Origin of the sequence: Pseudomonas sp. XK-1 (genome assembly GCF_038069885.1) — a bacterium.
GTDB lineage: Bacteria > Pseudomonadota > Gammaproteobacteria > Pseudomonadales > Pseudomonadaceae > Aquipseudomonas.
In genome coordinates, this window is record NZ_JBBPES010000008.1 from 63,464 (window position 1) to 82,836 (window position 19,373).

General features: G+C 60.5%; 18 protein-coding genes and 3 tRNA genes. 13 read left to right on the plus strand and 8 right to left on the minus strand.

The annotated features are described in order from the left end of the window. The first annotated feature begins 17 nt into the window (after positions 1 to 17). The 4 genes from WMW70_RS19605 to cysG all read left to right on the plus strand — a co-directional run bounded on the left by WMW70_RS19605 (position 18) and on the right by cysG (position 4,588). Positions 18 to 1,343 carry a replication-associated recombination protein A gene (locus WMW70_RS19605; protein ID WP_341439138.1) on the plus strand — a complete coding sequence of 442 codons (1,326 nt, stop codon included), beginning with the start codon at positions 18 to 20 and terminating at the stop codon, positions 1,341 to 1,343. Further along, a complete protein-coding gene (gene crcB, locus WMW70_RS19610) occupies positions 1,340 to 1,720 on the plus strand; it encodes a fluoride efflux transporter CrcB (protein WP_341439139.1) in 381 nt (126 codons plus the stop codon). The genes WMW70_RS19605 and crcB overlap by 4 nt, the downstream gene beginning before the upstream one ends. A gap of 127 nt (positions 1,721 to 1,847) precedes the next feature. Continuing rightward, complete coding sequence (gene serS / locus WMW70_RS19615) at positions 1,848 to 3,128, plus strand: serine--tRNA ligase (RefSeq protein ID WP_341439140.1); 1,281 nt, start codon at positions 1,848 to 1,850, stop codon at positions 3,126 to 3,128. 71 nt (positions 3,129 to 3,199) lie between these two features. Then, positions 3,200 to 4,588 (plus strand): siroheme synthase CysG, encoded by a 1,389-nt coding sequence (gene cysG / locus WMW70_RS19620; RefSeq protein ID WP_341439141.1) that lies wholly within the window; start codon positions 3,200 to 3,202, stop codon positions 4,586 to 4,588. Between the two features lie 24 nt (positions 4,589 to 4,612). Here cysG and WMW70_RS19625 read toward each other — a convergent pair whose 3' ends face one another. The 7 genes from WMW70_RS19625 to folD all read right to left on the minus strand — a co-directional run bounded on the left by WMW70_RS19625 (position 4,613) and on the right by folD (position 9,091). Beyond that, positions 4,613 to 5,611: a glutathione S-transferase family protein gene (locus WMW70_RS19625; RefSeq protein WP_341439142.1), complete on the minus strand. Its 999-nt coding sequence runs from the start codon at positions 5,609 to 5,611 to the stop codon at positions 4,613 to 4,615. Between the two features lie 87 nt (positions 5,612 to 5,698). After that, entirely contained in the window at positions 5,699 to 6,682 is a 984-nt protein-coding gene (locus WMW70_RS19630) for a glycosyl transferase family protein (RefSeq protein WP_341439143.1), read from the minus strand. Continuing rightward, entirely contained in the window at positions 6,679 to 7,014 is a 336-nt protein-coding gene (locus WMW70_RS19635; protein ID WP_341439144.1) for a TusE/DsrC/DsvC family sulfur relay protein, read from the minus strand. The genes WMW70_RS19630 and WMW70_RS19635 overlap by 4 nt, the downstream gene beginning before the upstream one ends. Next, entirely contained in the window at positions 7,011 to 7,310 is a 300-nt protein-coding gene (gene tusB, locus WMW70_RS19640) for a sulfurtransferase complex subunit TusB (RefSeq protein WP_341439145.1), read from the minus strand. Before tusB ends, WMW70_RS19635 begins: the two co-directional genes overlap by 4 nt. Further along, positions 7,310 to 7,669 (minus strand): sulfurtransferase complex subunit TusC, encoded by a 360-nt coding sequence (tusC, locus tag WMW70_RS19645; protein WP_341439146.1) that lies wholly within the window; start codon positions 7,667 to 7,669, stop codon positions 7,310 to 7,312. The genes tusB and tusC overlap by 1 nt, the downstream gene beginning before the upstream one ends. Position 7,670: 1 nt before the next feature. Further along, positions 7,671 to 8,063, minus strand: a complete 393-nt coding sequence (tusD, locus tag WMW70_RS19650; RefSeq protein WP_341439147.1) for a sulfurtransferase complex subunit TusD — start codon at positions 8,061 to 8,063, stop codon at positions 7,671 to 7,673. Positions 8,064 to 8,236: 173 nt separating this feature from the next. Then, on the minus strand, positions 8,237 to 9,091 hold the full coding sequence (folD, locus tag WMW70_RS19655; protein WP_341439148.1) for a bifunctional methylenetetrahydrofolate dehydrogenase/methenyltetrahydrofolate cyclohydrolase FolD: 855 nt from the start codon (positions 9,089 to 9,091) through the stop codon (positions 8,237 to 8,239). Between the two features lie 270 nt (positions 9,092 to 9,361). Between folD and WMW70_RS19660 the strand changes: the two genes are divergently transcribed. From WMW70_RS19660 to WMW70_RS19700, 9 genes are all read left to right on the plus strand, one after another. Continuing rightward, positions 9,362 to 9,438, plus strand: a tRNA-Arg gene (locus WMW70_RS19660). A 34-nt stretch (positions 9,439 to 9,472) separates the two neighbouring features. Further along, positions 9,473 to 9,548: transfer RNA gene (locus tag WMW70_RS19665), tRNA-His, on the plus strand. A gap of 55 nt (positions 9,549 to 9,603) precedes the next feature. Continuing rightward, a tRNA-Leu gene (locus WMW70_RS19670) sits at positions 9,604 to 9,688 on the plus strand. Between the two features lie 130 nt (positions 9,689 to 9,818). After that, positions 9,819 to 11,129 (plus strand): trigger factor, encoded by a 1,311-nt coding sequence (gene tig / locus WMW70_RS19675; protein ID WP_341439149.1) that lies wholly within the window; start codon positions 9,819 to 9,821, stop codon positions 11,127 to 11,129. Positions 11,130 to 11,220: 91 nt separating this feature from the next. Further along, positions 11,221 to 11,856: an ATP-dependent Clp endopeptidase proteolytic subunit ClpP gene (clpP, locus tag WMW70_RS19680; RefSeq protein ID WP_341439150.1), complete on the plus strand. Its 636-nt coding sequence runs from the start codon at positions 11,221 to 11,223 to the stop codon at positions 11,854 to 11,856. A gap of 111 nt (positions 11,857 to 11,967) precedes the next feature. Beyond that, complete coding sequence (gene clpX, locus WMW70_RS19685) at positions 11,968 to 13,248, plus strand: ATP-dependent Clp protease ATP-binding subunit ClpX (protein ID WP_341439151.1); 1,281 nt, start codon at positions 11,968 to 11,970, stop codon at positions 13,246 to 13,248. Positions 13,249 to 13,398: 150 nt separating this feature from the next. Beyond that, positions 13,399 to 15,795, plus strand: coding sequence for an endopeptidase La (lon, locus tag WMW70_RS19690; RefSeq protein ID WP_341439152.1), 2,397 nt, complete (start codon positions 13,399 to 13,401; stop codon positions 15,793 to 15,795). A gap of 138 nt (positions 15,796 to 15,933) precedes the next feature. After that, a complete protein-coding gene (hupB, locus tag WMW70_RS19695; RefSeq protein WP_010490206.1) occupies positions 15,934 to 16,206 on the plus strand; it encodes a nucleoid-associated protein HU-beta in 273 nt (90 codons plus the stop codon). A 216-nt stretch (positions 16,207 to 16,422) separates the two neighbouring features. Then, positions 16,423 to 18,300 carry a SurA N-terminal domain-containing protein gene (locus WMW70_RS19700; RefSeq protein ID WP_341439153.1) on the plus strand — a complete coding sequence of 626 codons (1,878 nt, stop codon included), beginning with the start codon at positions 16,423 to 16,425 and terminating at the stop codon, positions 18,298 to 18,300. 216 nt (positions 18,301 to 18,516) lie between these two features. Here WMW70_RS19700 and fabI read toward each other — a convergent pair whose 3' ends face one another. Then, on the minus strand, positions 18,517 to 19,311 hold the full coding sequence (gene fabI, locus WMW70_RS19705; protein ID WP_341439154.1) for an enoyl-ACP reductase FabI: 795 nt from the start codon (positions 19,309 to 19,311) through the stop codon (positions 18,517 to 18,519). Positions 19,312 to 19,373 lie beyond the last annotated feature (62 nt).

Here is a 19,373-nt window from a genome sequence, read left to right on the forward strand (position 1 = left end):
GAGGCTTTAACCCCGTCATGGATCTGTTTCGCAAGGCTCCCGTTGCCCAGCCGCTGGCCGCCCGCCTGCGCGCTGCCAGCCTGGACGAGTATGTCGGTCAGGAGCACTTGCTGGCGCGCGGCAAGCCGTTGCGCGAAGCTCTGGAGCAGGGCGCGCTGCACTCGATGATCTTCTGGGGCCCGCCGGGGGTGGGCAAGACCACCCTGGCACGTTTGCTGGCGCAGGTCTCCGATGCCCACTTCGAGACCATTTCCGCGGTGCTCTCCGGGGTCAAGGAAATCCGCCAGGCGGTGGAAATCGCCCAGCAGCATGCCGCGCAGTATGGTCGCCAGACCATCCTGTTCGTCGACGAAGTGCACCGTTTCAACAAGTCGCAGCAGGACGCCTTCCTGCCCTATGTGGAAGACGGCACCCTGATCTTTATCGGGGCCACCACGGAAAATCCCTCCTTCGAGCTGAACAACGCGCTGTTGTCGCGGGCCCGGGTCTATGTGCTGAAAAGCCTGGACGAGGCCGCCCTGCGCAAGCTGGTCAAGCGCGCCCTCAGCGACCCCAAGGGCTTGGGTGAGCGCAAGCTGAGCCTGCCAGAGGAGAGTTTCAAGATCCTTCTGGGCGCGGCCGATGGCGATGGTCGACGCCTGCTCAATTTTCTCGAGAACGCCGCCGACCTGGCCGAGGATGGCGGTGCGATCAGCACCGAACTGCTGCTGGATCTGCTCGGCGACAGTCGCCGGCGCTTCGACAAGGGCGGCGAGGCCTTCTACGATCAGATTTCCGCGCTGCACAAGTCGGTACGCGGCTCCAGCCCGAATGGCGCGCTCTACTGGTTCGCCCGCATGCTCGATGGTGGCTGTGACCCTCTGTATATCGCGCGCCGTGTGGTGCGCATGGCCAGCGAGGATATCGGCAATGCCGACCCGCGGGCGCTGACCCTGTGCCTGAATGCCTGGGATGTGCAGGAGCGCCTGGGCAGTCCGGAGGGTGAGCTGGCGGTGGCGCAGGCCATCGTTTACCTGGCCTGCGCGCCCAAGAGCAATGCGGTCTATATGGCCTTCAAGGCGGCCATGCGCGATGCCGCCGAGCACGGTTCCCTGGAGGTGCCGCTGCACCTGCGCAACGCGCCGACCAAACTTATGAAAGAGTTGGGCTACGGCGACGAATACCGTTACGCCCACGATGAGCCCGAGGCCTATGCCGCCGGCGAGGATTACTTCCCGGAGGCGTTCGAGCCGCGCGAGTATTACCAGCCGGTACCTCGTGGCCTGGAATTGAAGATCGGCGACAAGCTGCAGCACCTGAAGAGTCAGGACCTGGCCAGCCCCAGGCAGCGGAGGAGGCCATGACCCGCGTGCTTCTGGCGGTGGCTGCCGGCGGGGCGATGGGCTGCGTATTGCGTTTTCTCGCGACCAGCTGGGTGGTGGCGAGCTGGCCGCGGCACTACTACCTGGCCACCTTGACGGTGAATATGCTCGGCTGTCTGTTGATCGGGCTGCTATCGGGGCTGTTTCTGCTGCGCAGCGACCTGCCGCTGGAGTTGCGCACCGGCCTGACGGTTGGGCTGCTCGGCGGCCTGACCACCTTTTCCTCCTTCAGCCTGGAGATGCTCAGTCTGCTTGAAGGCGGTCGTACAGCCGAGGCCATGGGGTACCTGTTGTGCAGCATGGTCGGCGGCTTGCTGGCCGCCTGGCTGGGCCTGACCCTGGCGCGATTGTGCCAGTGAGTGCGCGTCCGTTTGCGGCCGGCCGGCTTGCGGATTGGCGCTGTAGCGACCTAAAGCCTTAAACTGCGCGCCATCGCGCGACATGGCCCTGCCATGCAATCTTTTGTACCTGTATTGAGACCTGAACATGCTCGACTCCAAACTGGTTCGCAGCCAACTTCACGATGTGGCCCAGCGCCTTGCTAGCCGCGGTTTTCAGCTGGATGTAGTGCGCTTCGAGGCGCTCGAAACGCAACGCAAGGCGGTCCAGACCCGTACCGAACAACTGCAGGCCGAGCGCAACAGCCGCTCCAAGGCCATTGGTCAGGCCAAGGCGCGGGGTGAAGACATTGCCCCGCTGCTGGCAGAAGTGGACAAGATGGGCAGCGATCTGGAGGAGGGCAAGCGCGAGCTGGACGCCATTCAGAGCGAACTCGACAACCTGCTGCTGAATATCCCCAACCTGCCGCACGAGTCGGTGCCGGTTGGTAACGACGAAGAGGGCAACGTCGAGGTCTCGCGCTGGGGCACGCCCCGCAGCTTTGATTTCCCCATTCAGGATCATGTCGCCTTGGGCGAGCAGCACGGCTGGCTGGATTTCGAAACCGCCGCCAAGCTCTCCGGTGCGCGTTTCGCCCTGCTGCGTGGCCCCATTGCCCGCATGCATCGTGCCCTGGCGCAGTTCATGATCAATCTGCACACCAGCGAGCACGGTTACGAAGAGGCCTATACGCCCTATCTGGTGCAGGCTCCGGCGCTGCAAGGCACCGGTCAGCTGCCGAAATTCGAGGAAGACCTGTTCAAGATCAGCCGTGAAGGTGAAGCGGATCTGTACCTGATCCCGACCGCCGAGGTGTCGCTGACCAATATCGTCGCGGGCGAAATTCTCGATCCCAAGCAATTGCCGCTGAAACTCGTGGCCCACACCCCGTGTTTCCGCAGCGAAGCCGGCGCTTCCGGGCGCGACACCCGCGGCATGATCCGTCAGCACCAGTTCGACAAGGTCGAAATGGTCCAGATCGTCGAGCCGAGCAAGTCCTTCGAAGCTCTGGAAAGCCTGACCGCCAACGCCGAGCGCGTATTGCAGCTGCTCGAGCTGCCGTACCGCAAACTGGCACTGTGTACCGGCGATATGGGCTTCAGTGCAGTGAAAACCTATGACCTGGAAGTCTGGGTGCCGAGCCAGGACAAGTACCGCGAGATTTCTTCCTGCTCCAACTGCGGCGACTTCCAGGCACGCCGCATGCAGGCGCGCTATCGCAACCCGGAAACCGGCAAGCCCGAGCTGCTGCACACCCTCAACGGTTCCGGCCTGGCGGTGGGTCGCACCCTTGTGGCGGTGCTGGAGAACTACCAGCAGGCCGATGGCAGTATCCGCGTGCCGGACGTTCTGAAACCCTACATGGGCGGCATCGAAGTAATCGGTTAACAGGCAATTCGGCTGCACAATACGGGGTGGCGATGGCCGCCCCGTTTTTTTACCTCTGGCGAGATTGATCCATGGACTTCCTTCCCCTGTTCCACAAATTGCAGGATCGCCTGGTGCTGGTGGTCGGCGGTGGCGAAGTGGCGTTGCGCAAGGCGCGTCTGCTCGCCGATGCCGGCGCACGCCTGCGCGTGGTCGCTCCCGAGGTTCGCGCCGAGCTGCAAAGCCTGGCCGGCGACGGCGGGTTTTTCCTGCGTGGTTACCAGCCGGAGGACTTGCAGGGGGTGGCGCTGATCATCGCCGCCACCGACGACGAGCCGCTGAATGCCGAGATTTCTCGTCAGGCCCAGGCTCTGGGGCTGCCGGTCAATGTGGTGGATGCGCCGAAGCTGTGCAGTGTGATCTTCCCCGCCATCGTCGATCGCTCGCCGCTGATCATCGCCGTCACCAGTGGCGGGGATGCGCCGGTGCTGGCGCGGCTGATCCGGGCGAAGATCGAGACCTGGATTCCCGCCACCTACGGCCAGCTGGCCGGCCTGGCCAAGCGCTTTCGCGCTCAGGTCAAGGGCCTGTTTCCCGATGTGCAGCAGCGCCGGGTGTTCTGGGAGGACGTGTTCCAGGGGCAGATCGCCGAAAGCGTGTTCGCCGGCAAGCAGCAGGAGGGCGAGCGCCTGCTCGAGGAAAAGATCGCCGGCATTGCACCGCGCGCCCTGGGCGAGGTGTATCTGGTGGGGGCTGGCCCGGGCGATCCCGATCTACTGACCTTCCGCGCCCTGCGCCTGATGCAGCAGGCCGACGTGGTGCTCTATGACCGCCTAGTGGCTCCGGCCATTATCGAGCTGTGCCGTCGCGATGCCGAACGCATCTATGTCGGCAAGCAGCGCTCGGCGCATGCGCTGCCCCAGGAACAGATCAATCAGCGCCTGGTCAGCCTGGCCAAGGAAGGCAAGCGGGTGCTGCGCCTGAAGGGCGGCGACCCCTTTATCTTCGGCCGCGGCGGCGAGGAAATCGAAGAGCTGGCGGCTCACGGCATTCCCTTCCAGGTGGTGCCGGGCATCACCGCGGCCAGCGGCTGCGCGGCTTATGCAGGGATTCCGCTGACGCACCGTGACCATGCCCAGTCGGTGCGCTTCGTCACCGGTCACCTCAAGGACGGCAGCTGCGATTTACCCTGGGCGGAACTCACCGCCGCCAGCCAGACCCTGGTGTTCTACATGGGCCTGGTCGGCTTGCCGATGATTTGCCAGCAGCTGATTGCCCATGGTCGCGCCGCCGAGACCCCGGCCGCGCTGATCCAGCAGGGCACCACGCAGAACCAGCGGGTGTTTACCGGCACCCTGGCGAATCTGCCGCAACTGGTGGCCGAGCATGAGGTGCATGCGCCAACCCTGGTGATAGTCGGCGAGGTGGTGCAGTTGCGGGAAAAACTGGCCTGGTTCGAAGGTGCTCAAGCCGGCCTCTGATTCTGTCTATCTACCTAGTGCCGTTTAGCGTCGTGCAACGCCTTTGCCCGGCAGGCGGGCGCGATCATGCGGGCGGCCGAAGTCCAGGGCCGGGCCGCTTGGCACTATGCCGCTCGGGTTGAGGTTGCGGTGGCTGCCGTAGTAATGCTGCTTGATCTGTTGCAGGTTTACCGTCTGCGCCACGCCAGGCCATTGATACAGCTCGCGTAGCCAGTTGGAGAGCTGCGGGTAATCCTCAATGCGCCGCAGGTTGCACTTGAAGTGGCCGTAATACACGGCATCGAAGCGGATCAGGCTGGTAAACAGCCGCCAGTCAGCTTCGGTCAGGTATTCGCCGGTCAGATAGCGTTGTTCGCTGAGCCGTGTTTCCAGTGCATCCAATTCGGCGAACAGCTCGCTAAAGGCTTCCTCGTAGGCCGCCTGGGTGGTGGCGAAACCGGCGCGGTACACCCCGTTATTGATAGCGGGATAGATGCGCTGGTTGAGCGCTTCGATCTCGCCGCGCAGGGCGGGCGGGTAGAAGTCCAGGTTATTGCCGGTCAGGTCGTCGAAGGCCGAGTTGAACATGCGGATGATTTCCGCGGACTCATTATTGACGATGCGCTTATGCTGCTTGTCCCACAGCAGGGGTACGGTTACCCGCCCGCTGTACTGGGCGTCATCGGCGGTGTAGCGCTGATGCAGGTACTCGAAACCATCCAGGGCGTCGCCGGTGGAGCCGTGGTCTGGGTCGAATGTCCAGCCGTGCTCGCCCATTAGCCAGCTGACGGCCGATACATCGATCAATCTTTCCAGGCCTTTGAGTTGACGCAGAATCAGGGTGCGGTGGGCCCAGGGGCAGGCGAGGGAGACATACAGGTGGTAGCGCCCAGCCTCGGCCTTGAAGTTGCCTTCGCCGCTGGGGCCGGGGCTGCCATCGGTCGTGACCCAGTGACGGCGTTGGGCATTTTCGCGCTTGAAGCGGCCGTCTGCGGCGGTGTCGTACCACTGGTCATGCCAGCGTCCTTCGATCAACAAGCCCATAGTCGATTCCTCTGGCGTGTACTGAGGTAATCAGTCTAACCGGCTTGAATCGATAGAAAGGCGGAAAAAACTGCCCTTCTATATCCGCTAATTCGATATAAGGCGCGCATCCCAGCGCTGCTGCGCCTGTTGCAGGGCGTCCTCGCGAGTGAGCCCAAGGCCACGCAGGGCCAGGGCCATGGTGCTTAGCACGGCCAACTGACCGTAGTCATCGGCGACTTCGCCGCGCCAGAAGGCCGCCAGATGGGCGGGGTCCAGCGACTGCGGCTTGACGTGGCGCTGGGCAGCCAGTGCCGGCCAGTCTTCATCCCAGTTCTGGCCATTGGCCGTGCCATAGAGGTGGCTGATGGCATCCGGGTTGATTTCGATCTCACCGCCTTCGCCCTTGATCACTATGGCGCTATCGCCGAGCAACTGGCTGGCTTCGCGATGCACCGCCTGATAGCCGGGGTGGAAGATGCTCTGCAGGCCGCAGCGCGCGCTCAGCGGGTTGAGGATGCGGGTCAGCGAGTGAATCGGCGAACGCAGGCCGAGGATATTGCGCAGGTCGATCATCTTCTGCAGCTGTGGCATCCAGTCGCCCAGGGGGATAAAGGCCAGGCGCTGGGTGTTTATCGCCTGCTCCACGTCGTGCCAGTTGCGGCATAGCGGGATCTGCAGTGGTTCGAGCAGCTGTTCGCTGTACATGCGCCCAGCGGTATGGGCACCGCCGCCATGCAGAAGGATCTTGATCCCGCTATTGGCCAGGGCCTTGGCGGCGAGCAGAAACCAGGGCAGATGGCGCTTCTTGCCGGCATAGCTGGGCCAGTCCAGGTCGATCTGCAGGCGCGGTACCTGCAGGCGCTCGCGCACTGCTTCGGCAAAACCGGCCATTTCCTCGGCGCTTTCTTCCTTGTGCCGCAGCAGCATCAGAAAGGCTCCCAGCTGGCTGTCTTCGGCTTTGTCATCGAGCAGCATGCCCATGGCTTCGCGGGCTTCTTCGCGGGTCAGGTTGCGCGCGCCGCGCTTGCCCTTGCCGAGGATGCGCACGAACTGGGCGAAGGGGTGTTCTGCTGGAGTGCTGAGGTTCATAGGCAATTGGTCGGCTTGGGCAGGCCCGCCAGCTTGGCGGCAAGTTTGGCGGGAGTGCCTTTGAATAACTGATTGAGGTGCAGGCTGTTGCCCTTGCTCAGGCCGAGTTTGAGGGCGGCGTATTTGATCAGTGGGCGATTGGCCGGGGCCAGCTGGAACTCGGCGTAGAAGTCGCGCAGCAGGTGCAGTATTTCCCAGTGTTCGGCGCTCAGGCTGAGCTGTTCCTGGCGGGCCAGGGCTTCGGCCACCGCCGGCGACCAGTCGGCCAGGTCGAGCAGGTAGCCGTCCTTGTCCAGGGCGATGCTTCGGTTGTCGATCTCCAGGGTGCTCATAGCCAGCTATTGACCTTGTCGAAGCGACAGCTGAGTTCGACCATGCCTGGGTAGTCGACGGCCTGCAGGCGCTGCGGGCCTGCGATGGCGCGCGCGCTAAGGTCCTCGTCCAGGGCAAACAGACCGATGCTCTCGGGCATCAGTTCCAGGGCCTGGCACTGGGCGCTGCCGGGTTGCAGGGCGTACACGGCATCGCCACACAGCAGCAGGCCGTCGCCAGGGCCAAGCAGGCGCAGGCAGCTGCTCAGGCGGCTGTCGCTGAACGGCGAATGGGAAAGCATGTGCAGGGTCGTCATCAGAGGGTTATCACCTGGTCGTAGCGGGCGACAAGTGCAGTCAGGCCGGCGTCATCCAGCAGCTCGACGGCCAGATTCAGCTTCTGTCGCTCAAGGCCGCGTTCCTGGAGGCTGCGGGTCGAGGCGTAGAGCGCTTCCACGCCGAACATCGGCAGCGCCTGCAGATTGGCACCGAGATCCTTCTGTTGCAGGGTCGCGGGCTGCTGGGCCGTGCTCAGTTGAAACACCCCATCATCGAGAAACAGCATGCCGATGGGCAGGTCAAAGGCTCCGCCGGCCAGGGCGATATCCAAGGCTTCGCGGGCTGTCGGCCCGGACCAGGGCGGCTGGCGGCTGATGATCAGCAGGGATTTGCTCATTTCAAGAGCCTCCGAAGCACACCAGGCGGTCGGCCTGCTGCGTCGCCTCATGCAGTTGGCCAAGCCCCGACAGCTCCCAGGGGGCCTGCAGGTTGGCGCTGCCGGCTGCATAACGCTGGGCTTCCTGGGTGTCGAGAACGCCGCGGCGCAGGGCGGCGGCAATGCACACCACGCCGTCGAGTCGCTGGGTGCGGACGAAGTCGCGCCATTCGCCGGTCAAATCCAGCTCATCCTGGGGGCTGATCACGTTGCTCGAGGCGCTGTGCACGCCGTCCTGATAGAAGAACAGCCTGACGATCTCGTGCCCGCCAGCCAGTACCGCCTGGGCGAAGCGCAGGGCGCGGCGCGAGGAGGGCGCGTGGGGCGGGGCAAACAGGGCGATGGCAAATTTCATGGATAACCCGGCAAGGACGTCTGGCGAAATAATAAGGCCTGAGTAGGCAAGATGGGCAGCGACAGCTTAAAAAACGCCTGATATATGCCCGCAGGACAAAAACCAAACGCCCCGAGCGGGTCGGGGCGTTGGCGGATTGTTCTGCATGGCGCGTGTTTCGCCCCTGGCAAGGGTTACTTGTGCAGGTGTTCTGCCGCGTGTAGGGTGTTCTCCAGCAGGCCGGCGCGCGTCATCGGGCCAACACCGCCGGGTACCGGGGTGATCCAGCCCGCGCGGGGCAGGGCGGTTTCATACACCACGTCGCCGATCAGCTTGCCATCGGCCTGACGATTGATGCCCACGTCGATGACGATGGCCCCTTCCTTGATCCATTCGCCCTTGACCAGGCCAGGCTTGCCGGCGGCTACCACGACGATATCGGCCTGGCCGACGTGGGTTGGCAGGTCCTTGGTGAAGCGGTGCGTAACCGTGACGGTGCAGCCGGCCAGCAGCAGTTCCATGGCCATGGGGCGTCCAACGATATTGGATGCGCCTACCACCACGGCATGCATGCCATAAAGGTCGGCACCGGTGCTTTCGAGCAGGGTCATGATGCCCTTGGGGGTGCAGGGGCGCAGGAGTGGCATGCGCTGGGCCAGGCGGCCGATATTGTATGGGTGGAAACCGTCCACATCCTTGTCCGGGCGAATGCGCTCCAGTAATAAAGAGGAGTCGAGGTGCTCGGGCAGCGGCAGCTGAACCAGGATGCCGTCGATGCTCGGCTCATCGTTGAGGCGGTCGATCAGCGCCATCAGTTCGTCTTGGCTGGTGGTGGCCGGCAGGTCATAGGCCTGGGAAACAAAGCCGACTTCCTCGCAGTCCTTGCGCTTGTGCGAGACATAGACCTGGGAGGCCGGGTCGCTACCAACCAGAATCACAGCCAGACCCGGTGCGCGCAGGCCCTGCTGGCGTCGTTCGGCGACGCGTTGCGCGATCTGCTGGCGGAGGCTGGTGGCAATCGCTTTGCCGTCGATCAGTTTTGCGGTCATTGCGCTTGGTTAACCATAAAGAAAGGATGGAAAAAGGACGCGCATTCTCGCATGACCGTGCGGTGGGGCAAAGGCGCATGCCGTGGTTTTCGCGTAACTCCTTTATATAGCTGAATTTTTTTGATCTTCCCTGTTGACGACCGTTAATCACCTCTATAACATTCGCCCCGCTTGTCGAGCACAGCCAGTCGCTGGGTAAGACGGCAAAGGTAAGAATCGCAAGGTTTTTGCCGAAGCCGAAAGCTTTAAGTCTGCGCTGCAGATGGATAGGCGCCCGTAGCTCAGCTGGATAGAGCATCCGCCTTCTAAGCGGATGGTCGCAGGTTCGAGTCCTGCCGGGCGTGCCACTTGGCAGTCTTGGCGCAAGCAACATGCAATATGGTGGGCGTAGCTCAGTTGGTAGAGCGCAGGATTGTGACTCCTGTTGTCGTGGGTTCGATCCCCATCGTCCACCCCATATTCCAAAACGCCAGGTGAAAGCCTGGCGTTTTTGTATACAAGGTTTTACCTCTGCGGACGTGGTGGAATTGGTAGACACACTGGATTTAGGTTCCAGCGCCGCAAGGCGTGAGAGTTCGAGTCTCTCCGTCCGCACCATCTTTCTTTAGCTCCCTCCCGTTTGCCGCTTGCATCTAGGGTGACTTCTGCAAATTCAGCCTCTAGAATGCATGCCCTTGATTCGGGGCCGGTAAACGGCCGGCTTATGTCTGTGCAACGAGGAATATCCATGCAAGTTTCTGTTGAAAGCACTTCTGCTCTTGAGCGCCGTATGACCGTTGGCGTTCCCGTTGAGCGCATCGAGACTGAAGTCAACAAGCGTCTGCAGCAGACTGCCCGTCGCGCCAAGGTTCCCGGTTTCCGCCCCGGCAAAGTGCCGATGAGCGTGATCCGTCAGCGTTACGAAGATGCTGCGCGCCAGGAAGCCCTGGGCGACCTGATCCAGTCCACCTTCTATGAGGCCGTGGTCGAGCAGAAGCTCAACCCCGCCGGCGCTCCGGCCGTTGAGCCGAAGTCCTTCGAGAAGGGCAAGGATCTGGAGTACGTTGCCACCTTCGAAGTATTCCCGGAATTCACCGTTGCCGGTTTCGAGTCCATCGCCATCGAGCGCCTGCAGGCCGACGTGGCTGACAGCGATGTCGACAACATGCTGGAAATCCTGCGCAAGCAGAACACCCGTTTCGAAACCGTTGAGCGCGCCGCCGAAAATGGCGACCAGCTGAATATCGATTTCGTCGGCAAGGTCGACGGTGAGGCCTTTGCCGGCGGTTCGGCCAAGGGCACTCAGCTGGTTCTCGGCTCCGGCCGCATGATCCCGGGCTTCGAAGATGCTCTGGTCGGTGTCAAGGCTGGTGAAGAGCGGGTCATCACCCCGACTTTCCCCGAGGACTACCAGAATCTCGATCTGGCCGGCAAAACTGCCGAGTTCACCGTGACCGTCAACAGCATCAGCGCTCCGCAGCTGCCTGAGCTGAATGACGACTTCTTCGCCCTGTTTGGCGTGAAAGAAGGCGGTCTGGAAGGCTTCCGTGCCGAAGTACGCAAGAACATGGAGCGTGAGCTGCGCCAGGCCATCAAGTCCAAGGTCAAGAACCAGGTTATGGACGGCCTGCTGGCTGCCAACCCGATCGAAGTGCCGAAGGCCCTGATCGGCAACGAAGTAAACCGTCTGCGCGTGCAGGCCGTTCAGCAGTTCGGTGGCAACCTCAAGCCTGATCAACTGCCGGCCGAGCTGTTCGAAGAGCAAGCCAAGCGCCGTGTCGTGCTGGGCCTGGTCGTCGCTGAAGTGGTCAAGCAGACCGAGCTGAAGCCGGACGAAGCGCGCATCCGTGAAATGATCGAAGAAATGGCTTCGGCTTATCAGGAGCCTGAGCAGGTTGTGGCCTGGTACTACAAAAACGACCAGCAAATGAACGAAGTACGTTCTGTTGTGCTGGAAGAGCAAGTTGTAGATACTGTTTTGCAGAAGGCCAATGTGACCGATAAAGCGGTCTCTTACGAAGAAGCTGTCAAGCCGGTGGAAGCTCCGCAAGCCGCCTGATTTCTTTACCTCGTTCGAACACGCCATAAGCCAGCCTCCGTGCTGGCTTATGCGTATTTGTGACATGACTATTTAGGGAGCGAGTGCACGCATGTCCCGCAATCCTTTTATGCAGCAAATGCCTGATATCCAAGCCGCTGGTGGCCTGGTACCCATGGTTGTCGAGCAGACGGCTCGCGGTGAGCGCGCCTACGATATCTATTCGCGCCTGCTCAAGGAGCGAGTGATCTTTCTTGTCGGCCCTGTAGAGGACTACATGGCCAACCTGATCTGTGCGCAACTGTTATTCCTTGAAGCGGAAAATCCGGACAAGGACATTCATCTTTACATCAACTCTCCAGGTGGTTCGGTGACGGCGGGTATGTCGATCTACGACACCATGCAGTTCATCAAGCCTAACGTGTCCACCACCTGTATTGGTCAGGCGTGCAGCATGGGCGCTTTCCTGCTGACCGCTGGTGCCGAGGGCAAGCGTTACTGCCTGCCGAACTCGCGTGTGATGATTCACCAGCCACTGGGCGGTTTCCAAGGCCAGGCGTCGGACATCGAAATTCACGCCAAGGAAATCCTCTTCATCCGTGAGCGTCTCAACATACTGATGGCCAAGCACAGTGGACGCACCTTGGAAGAAATCGAGCGCGATACCAATCGTGATAATTTCATGAGCGCCGAAGCGGCTCGTGAATACGGGTTGATCGACGCAGTGATTGAGAAGCGCCCCGCTTAATATAAGCAGCTCAAAATAGGGCAGGTCGGCGTGTCCGGCCGCCGGCGGGCTTGAAAATGCCCGCATTTGCCCTCATCTTGTGTTTCAAGCCTACCGGATTGGATTGAACGAATGACTGACACCCGCAACGGCGAGGACAACGGCAAGCTGCTTTATTGCTCCTTCTGCGGCAAAAGCCAGCATGAAGTGCGCAAATTGATTGCCGGCCCCTCGGTCTTTATCTGCGACGAGTGCGTCGACCTGTGCAACGACATCATCCGCGAGGAGGTGCAGGAAGCCCAGGCCGAGAGCAGCGCGCATAAATTGCCTGCTCCCAAAGAAATCAGCACCATCCTCGATCAGTATGTGATCGGTCAGGAGCGTGCGAAGAAGGTTTTGGCGGTAGCGGTGTACAACCACTACAAGCGCCTCAATCAGCGCGACAAGAAAGATGATGTCGAGCTGGGCAAAAGCAACATCCTGCTGATTGGTCCGACTGGCTCGGGTAAAACCCTGCTGGCCGAAACCCTGGCACGTTTGCTTAATGTACCCTTCACCATCGCCGACGCCACCACCCTGACCGAAGCCGGTTATGTCGGTGAGGACGTCGAGAACATTATTCAGAAGCTGCTGCAGAAGTGCGATTACGATGTGGAAAAAGCCCAGATGGGCATCGTCTACATCGACGAAATCGACAAGATTTCGCGCAAATCGGATAACCCGTCGATCACCCGCGACGTATCGGGCGAGGGCGTGCAGCAGGCACTGCTCAAGTTGATCGAGGGCACGGTTGCCTCTGTACCACCGCAGGGTGGTCGCAAGCATCCGCAGCAGGAATTTCTGCAGGTTGATACGCGCAACATTCTGTTTATCTGCGGTGGTGCGTTCTCTGGCCTGGAAAAAGTCATCCAGGGCCGCTCGACCAAGGGTGGTATCGGCTTCAACGCAGAAGTGCGCAGCAAGGAAGAGGGCAAGAAAATTGGCGAGTCACTGCGCGCCGTTGAGCCTGATGATCTGGTCAAGTTTGGTCTGATTCCCGAGTTCGTGGGCCGCTTGCCGGTTATCGCCACGTTGGATGAGCTGGACGAAGCGGCTCTGGTGCAGATTCTGACTGAGCCGAAGAATGCTTTGACCAAGCAATACGGCAAGCTGTTTGAGATGGAAGGGGTAGAGCTGGAGTTCCGTCCGGATGCGCTGAAGTCAGTTGCCCAAAAGGCGCTTGAGCGTAAGACCGGTGCCCGCGGCCTGCGTTCGATTCTCGAAGGTGTCCTGCTCGATACCATGTACGAGATCCCGTCGCAGTCCGACGTCAGTAAGGTGGTTATCGATGAGAGCGTGATCGATGGCACCTCCAAGCCGCTGCTGATTTATGAAAACAGCGAGCTTCCAGCTAAGGCTGCGCCTGACGCGTAACAGGCTTGCAACATGTTGAAAGCAAGGGGCCTGCGGGCCCCTTTGCTTTTCCTATGGCAACGCTTGTTTTTTGTTGGGGCTGCCCCCATCTTAAGGCTAAGGGTCATCCCATCTGTTTACAGCCGTAAGGCCGACGTAGAGCCGAATATCATGAAGACAACCATCGAATTGCCTCTCCTGCCGCTGCGCGATGTTGTGGTCTATCCGCACATGGTCATCCCATTGTTCGTCGGGCGCGAAAAATCCATCGAAGCCCTCGAAGCGGCCATGACGGGCGAGAAGCAGATTCTGCTCCTCGCGCAGAAGAATCCCGCCGACGATGATCCGGATGAAGCCGGTCTCTATCGCGTTGGTACCGTAGCCACTGTGTTGCAGCTGCTGAAACTGCCGGATGGCACCGTCAAGGTGCTGGTCGAAGGTGAGCAGCGCGGCCAGGTCGAGCGCTTTATCGAGGTCGAAGGTCATTGCCGCGCCGAAGTGCAGCTGATCGATGAGGTTGAGGTTGCCGAGCGCGAGTCCGAGGTCTTTACCCGCAGCTTGCTCAGCCAGTTCGAACAGTACGTCCAGCTGGGCAAGAAAGTCCCGGCCGAGGTACTGGCCTCGCTCAACGGCATTGATGAGCCGGGGCGTCTTGTCGACACCATGGCTGCGCATATGGTGCTGAAGATCGAGCAGAAGCAGGAAATTCTGGAGATCACCGACCTGCAGGCGCGGGTCGAGCATGTGCTGGCGTTGCTGGATGCCGAAATCGACCTGCTGCAGGTGGAGAAACGCATCCGCGGCCGGGTCAAGAAGCAGATGGAGCGCAGCCAGCGCGAGTACTACCTGAATGAGCAGATGAAGGCCATTCAGAAGGAGCTCGGCGACAGCGAAGAAGGCCATAACGAACTCGATGAGCTGAAAAAGCGCATCGAGAATGCCGGGCTGACTGCCGAGGCCCACACCAAGGCCAATGCCGAGCTGAACAAGCTCAAGCAGATGTCGCCGATGTCGGCCGAAGCCACCGTGGTGCGCTCCTATATCGATTGGCTGGTCAATGTACCGTGGAAGGCCCAGAGCAAGGTGCGCCTGGATCTGGCGCGCGCCGAAGCGATTCTCGATGCCGACCATTACGGTCTTGACGAGGTCAAGGAGCGCATCCTTGAATACCTCGCCGTGCAAAAACGAGTGAAGAAAATCAAGGGCCCGGTGCTCTGTCTGGTTGGCCCGCCCGGCGTGGGCAAGACCTCGCTGGCCGAGTCGATTGCCAGCGCCACCAACCGCAAGTTCGTGCGCATGGCACTGGGCGGTGTGCGCGACGAAGCGGAAATTCGCGGCCACCGGCGTACCTATATCGGCTCCATGCCAGGTCGTCTGATTCAGAAGATGACCAAGGTTGGCGTGCGCAACCCGCTATTCCTGCTCGACGAAATCGACAAGATGGGCCAGGACATGCGTGGCGATCCTGCGTCGGCGCTGCTCGAGGTGCTCGATCCGGAGCAAAATCACAACTTCAACGATCACTATCTGGAGGTCGATTACGACCTGTCGGACGTGATGTTCCTCTGCACGGCCAACTCCATGAACATTCCGGCGGCGTTGCTGGACCGCATGGAGGTTATTCGCCTGCCGGGCTACACCGAAGCCGAAAAAATCAATATCGCCATCAAATACCTGGCACCCAAGCAGGTTCAGGCCAACGGCCTGAAGAAAACCGAGCTGGTTTTTGAAGAGGCAGCGATCCGCGACATCATTCGCTATTACACCCGCGAAGCCGGGGTGCGTGGCCTTGAGCGGCAGATTGCCAAGGTATGTCGCAAGGTGGTCAAGGAACACTCCACCGAGAAACGCTTCCAGGTCTGCGTGACGGCCGATTCGCTGGAGCATTTCCTCGGGGTGCGCAAGCATCGCTATGGTCTGGCCGAGCAGCAGGATCAGATCGGTCAGGTGACCGGCCTGGCCTGGACTCAGGTCGGTGGCGAGCTGCTGACCATCGAGGCGGCGGTAGTGCCAGGCAAGGGCCAGCTGATCAAGACCGGTTCGCTGGGTGATGTGATGCTCGAATCGATCACCGCTGCGCAAACCGTAGTCCGCAGTCGTGCCAAGAGTCTGGGCGTGCCTGTGGACTTCTATGAGAAGCAGGACATCCATATCCATATGCCGGAGGGGGCTACCCCCAAAGATGGCCCCAGCGCCGGCGTTGGCATGTGTACGGCGCTGGTTTCAGCCTTGACCCAGATTCCCGTGCGCGCCGATGTGGCAATGACTGGTGAAATCACCTTGCGCGGACAGGTTCTGGCAATTGGAGGGCTTAAGGAAAAGCTGCTGGCGGCGCACCGCGGCGGAATCAAAACCGTGATCATTCCCGAAGAGAATGTGCGCGATTTGAAGGAAATTCCCGAGAATATTAAGCAGGACTTGCAGATTAAACCGGTTAAATGGATTGACGAAGTCCTGCAAATTGCGCTGCAATACGCCCCGGAGCCCTTGCCTGATGCGGCTCCCGAGATAGTTGCAAAGGATGACAAGCGCGAGTCTGATTCCAAGGAGCGAATTAGCACGCATTAGCCGGAGGGCTTCCTTGACATAATTTTGAAGCCCTTGTTATAAAGCGGCTCTTATCGTGTCGGCAGGCCATCCAGCACCCGCTTTGCTTACACTTAAAAGCAAGAAACAAACTCAAATAGAAATTAAGGGGACTTAAGAGTGAACAAGTCGGAACTGATCGATGCCATCGCTGCATCTGCTGATATCCCAAAAGCTGTTGCTGGCCGTGCGCTGGACGCAGTAATTGAATCCGTTACTGGTGCTCTGAAAGCGGGTGACTCCGTAGTACTGGTTGGTTTCGGTACCTTCGCTGTCAAAGAGCGCGCTGCTCGTACCGGCCGCAATCCGCAAACTGGTAACCCGATCAGCATCGCTGCTGCCAAGATTCCAGGCTTCAAAGCCGGCAAAGCTCTGAAAGACGCTGTTAACTAAGCCGCTTTCGATTTTGCCCACCAGGTCAGTACGCCTGATCTGGCAGCGGAGCGGTAGCCCGGACGGACAGCATATTCGGGCCATCACGAATCGATACTGTCATTTCGTTCCGCTTCGTTAGTACGAGAAGGCGCATCCTCTGATGCGCCTTTCTTCTATCCGGATTTTACCCACACTGCGCGACTGCTAATTTTGTACAGTCGTTCTGGGGGACGCATGCTGCAGAACATCAGGGACAATTCACAGGGTTGGATTGCCAAAACCATTATCGGCATCATTGTCGCGCTGCTGGCGCTGACGGGTGTGGATGCCATTTTTACCAGCACCAGCAATAGCCAGAATGCCGCGGTGGTCAACGGCGAGAAAATCACTACGGTGGAGCTGAATCAAGCTGTCGAGATGCAGCGTCGTCAATTGCTGCAGCAGCTGGGCCGTGATTTCGATGCATCCTTGCTGGATGAGAAGCTGTTGCGCGAGTCGGCCCTGAATGGCCTGATTGAGCGCGCCGTGTTGCTGCAGGGAGCCAAGGACGCCAAGTTCGCATTTTCTCAGCAAGCCCTCGACCAGCTGATTCTGCAAACCCCCGAGTTTCTTGTGGATGGCCAGTTCAGTGCCGAGCGCTTCGATCAGGTGATTCGTCAGCTGGGCTACAACCGTTTGCAGTTCCGCCAGATGCTTGAGCAGGAAATGCTGATCGGTCAGCTGCGTGCGGGCCTAGCCAATAGCGGTTTTGTCACCGATAAGCAGGTGCAGGCGTTTGCCAGCCTGGAGAAGCAGACCCGCGATTTCGCCACCCTGACGCTGCAGGCGGATCTCGATGCCGTGGTGCTCAGCGACGATGACATCAAGGCCTATTACGAGGCCAAGGCCAGCGAGTTCATGACCCCGGAGCAGGTTGTCCTGGAGTATGTCGAGCTGAACAAGGCGGCCTTTTTCGACCAGGTAGAGGTCAGCGCCGAGGCGTTGCAAACTGCCTACGAAAATGAAATCGCCAACCTGGCCGAGCAGCGCCGCGCCGCGCATATCTTGCTGGAAGTGAATGACGCGCTGAATGACGAGCAAGCCCAGGCCAAACTGGTCGAAGTGCAGAAACGTCTGGAGCAGGGCGAGGATTTTGCGGCGCTGGCCAAAGAGCTCTCCGATGACTCCGGCTCGGCAGGCGACGGTGGTGATCTGGGCTTTGCCGGCCCGGGCGTGTATGACCCGGCGTTCGAAGAGGCGCTCTATGCGCTGGACAAGAATGCCGTGTCTGCACCGGTGCGCAGCGAGTTCGGCTGGCACCTGATCAAGCTGCTTGACGTGCAGGCACCCGAAGTGCCGAGCTTTGCCAGCCTCGAAGAAAAACTGAAGCGCGACCTCAAGGCGCGTCAGGTCGAGCAGCGCTTTGTCGAAGTTGCCAAGGAGCTTGAGGATTCGGCTTTCGAGGCTTCCGATCTGGCTCAGCCAGCCCAGGAGCTTGGCCTTGAGGTCAAGCTGACTGAAGCCTTCGGGCGGCAGGGCGGCAGCGAAGGCCTGAGCGCCAATCGGCAGGTGATCCAGGCCGCGTTCAGTGACGAGGTGTTGGAGGACGGTAGCAACAGCAGTGTGATCGAGCTCGATCCCGATACGGTGGTGGTTGTGCGGGTCAAGGAACACAGCAAGCCTGAGCAGTTGCCGCTTGAGCAGGTGCAGGACAGCATCCGTGAACAGCTGACCAAGGTGCGCGCCAGCGAAGCGGTCAAGGCCAAGGGCGAGGCGCTGCTGGCCGCGCTGCGCAGTGGCCAGACGCCAATAGAGCAGGCAGATGCTGCGCAGTCCTGGCAAGTGGTCGAAGCGGCTACCCGGAGCCATGAGGGTGTAGAGCCTGCAGTGTTGCAGACGCTGTTCCGCATGCCCAAGCCGGCCAACGCGGACACGCCGAGCTTTGCCACTGTCAGCCTGAACAATGGCGATCTGGTGGTGCTGCGTCTGAACGGCGTCAGTCAGCCCGAGCAGGTCCTGTCCGACGAGGACAAGGCGATGTACAGCCGCTTCCTGGCCTCGCGCGTTGGTCAGCAGGATTTCGCTGCCTTCCGCAAGCAGCTGGAAGCCAAGGCCGATATCGAACGCTTCTGATCGATAGCGTTAGTAAAGGAATGGCAGGTAGCCATTTTTAACGTCGCGCAGCGACGGCCCTAAGGGTAATTGCCACGGATGGCAAAGCATAAAAAATGGCCGGGAGCCATTTTTAACGTCGCGTAGCGACGGCCCGAAGGTTGAGTGCCATGGATGGCAACGCATAAAAAAGGCCGCTTAGTTAAGCGGCCTTTTTTATTGTTGCTGTCTAACGGCTTACTCGTCCATGGCACCCATGGCGGTGGTGTTGAAGCCGCCATCGACGTACATGATCTCGCCGCTGACGCCCGAGGCCAGGTCGGAGCAGAGGAAGGCACCGGCATTGCCGACTTCGTCGATGGTGACGTTACGGCGCAGCGGGGTCTGCTTCTCGTTGGCGGCGAGCATCTTGCGGAAGCTCTTGATCCCGGATGCCGCGAGGGTGCGGATAGGGCCGGCGGAGATGGCGTTGACGCGAGTACCTTCCGGGCCGAGGCTGCCGGCCAGGTAGCGTACGCCGGCTTCCAGGCTGGCCTTGGCCATGCCCATGACGTTGTAGTTGGGCATGGTGCGCTCGGCACCCAGGTAGGACAGGGTCAGCAGGCTGCCATTACGGCCCTTCATCATCTCGCGGCCGGCCTTGGCCAGGGCGACGAAGCTGTAGGCGCTGATGTCGTGAGCGATGCGGAAGCCTTCGCGGGTGGTGACGTCGGTGAAGTCGCCATCCAGCTGGTCGCCCGGGGCGAAACCAACAGAGTGAACGATGCAGTCCAGGCCGTCCCACTTCTTGCTCAGGGCTTCGAATACCGAAGCGATTTCCTCGTCGTTGGCCACGTCGCAAGGGAAGCACAGCTCAGGACCTGAGCCCCAGTCAGCGGCAAAGCCTTCGACGCGGCCTTTGAGCTTTTCGTTCTGGTAGGTGAAGGCCAGTTCGGCACCTTCACGGTGCATGGCTGCCGCGATGCCGGAGGCGATGGACAGTTTGCTGGCGACGCCAACGATCAGTACGCGCTTGCCGCTTAGAAAACCCATGGGTGTTGTTCCTCTTCCTGTCTACAAGGATTGGCAGGCAGTTGAAAAGCTACCTGCGTTGC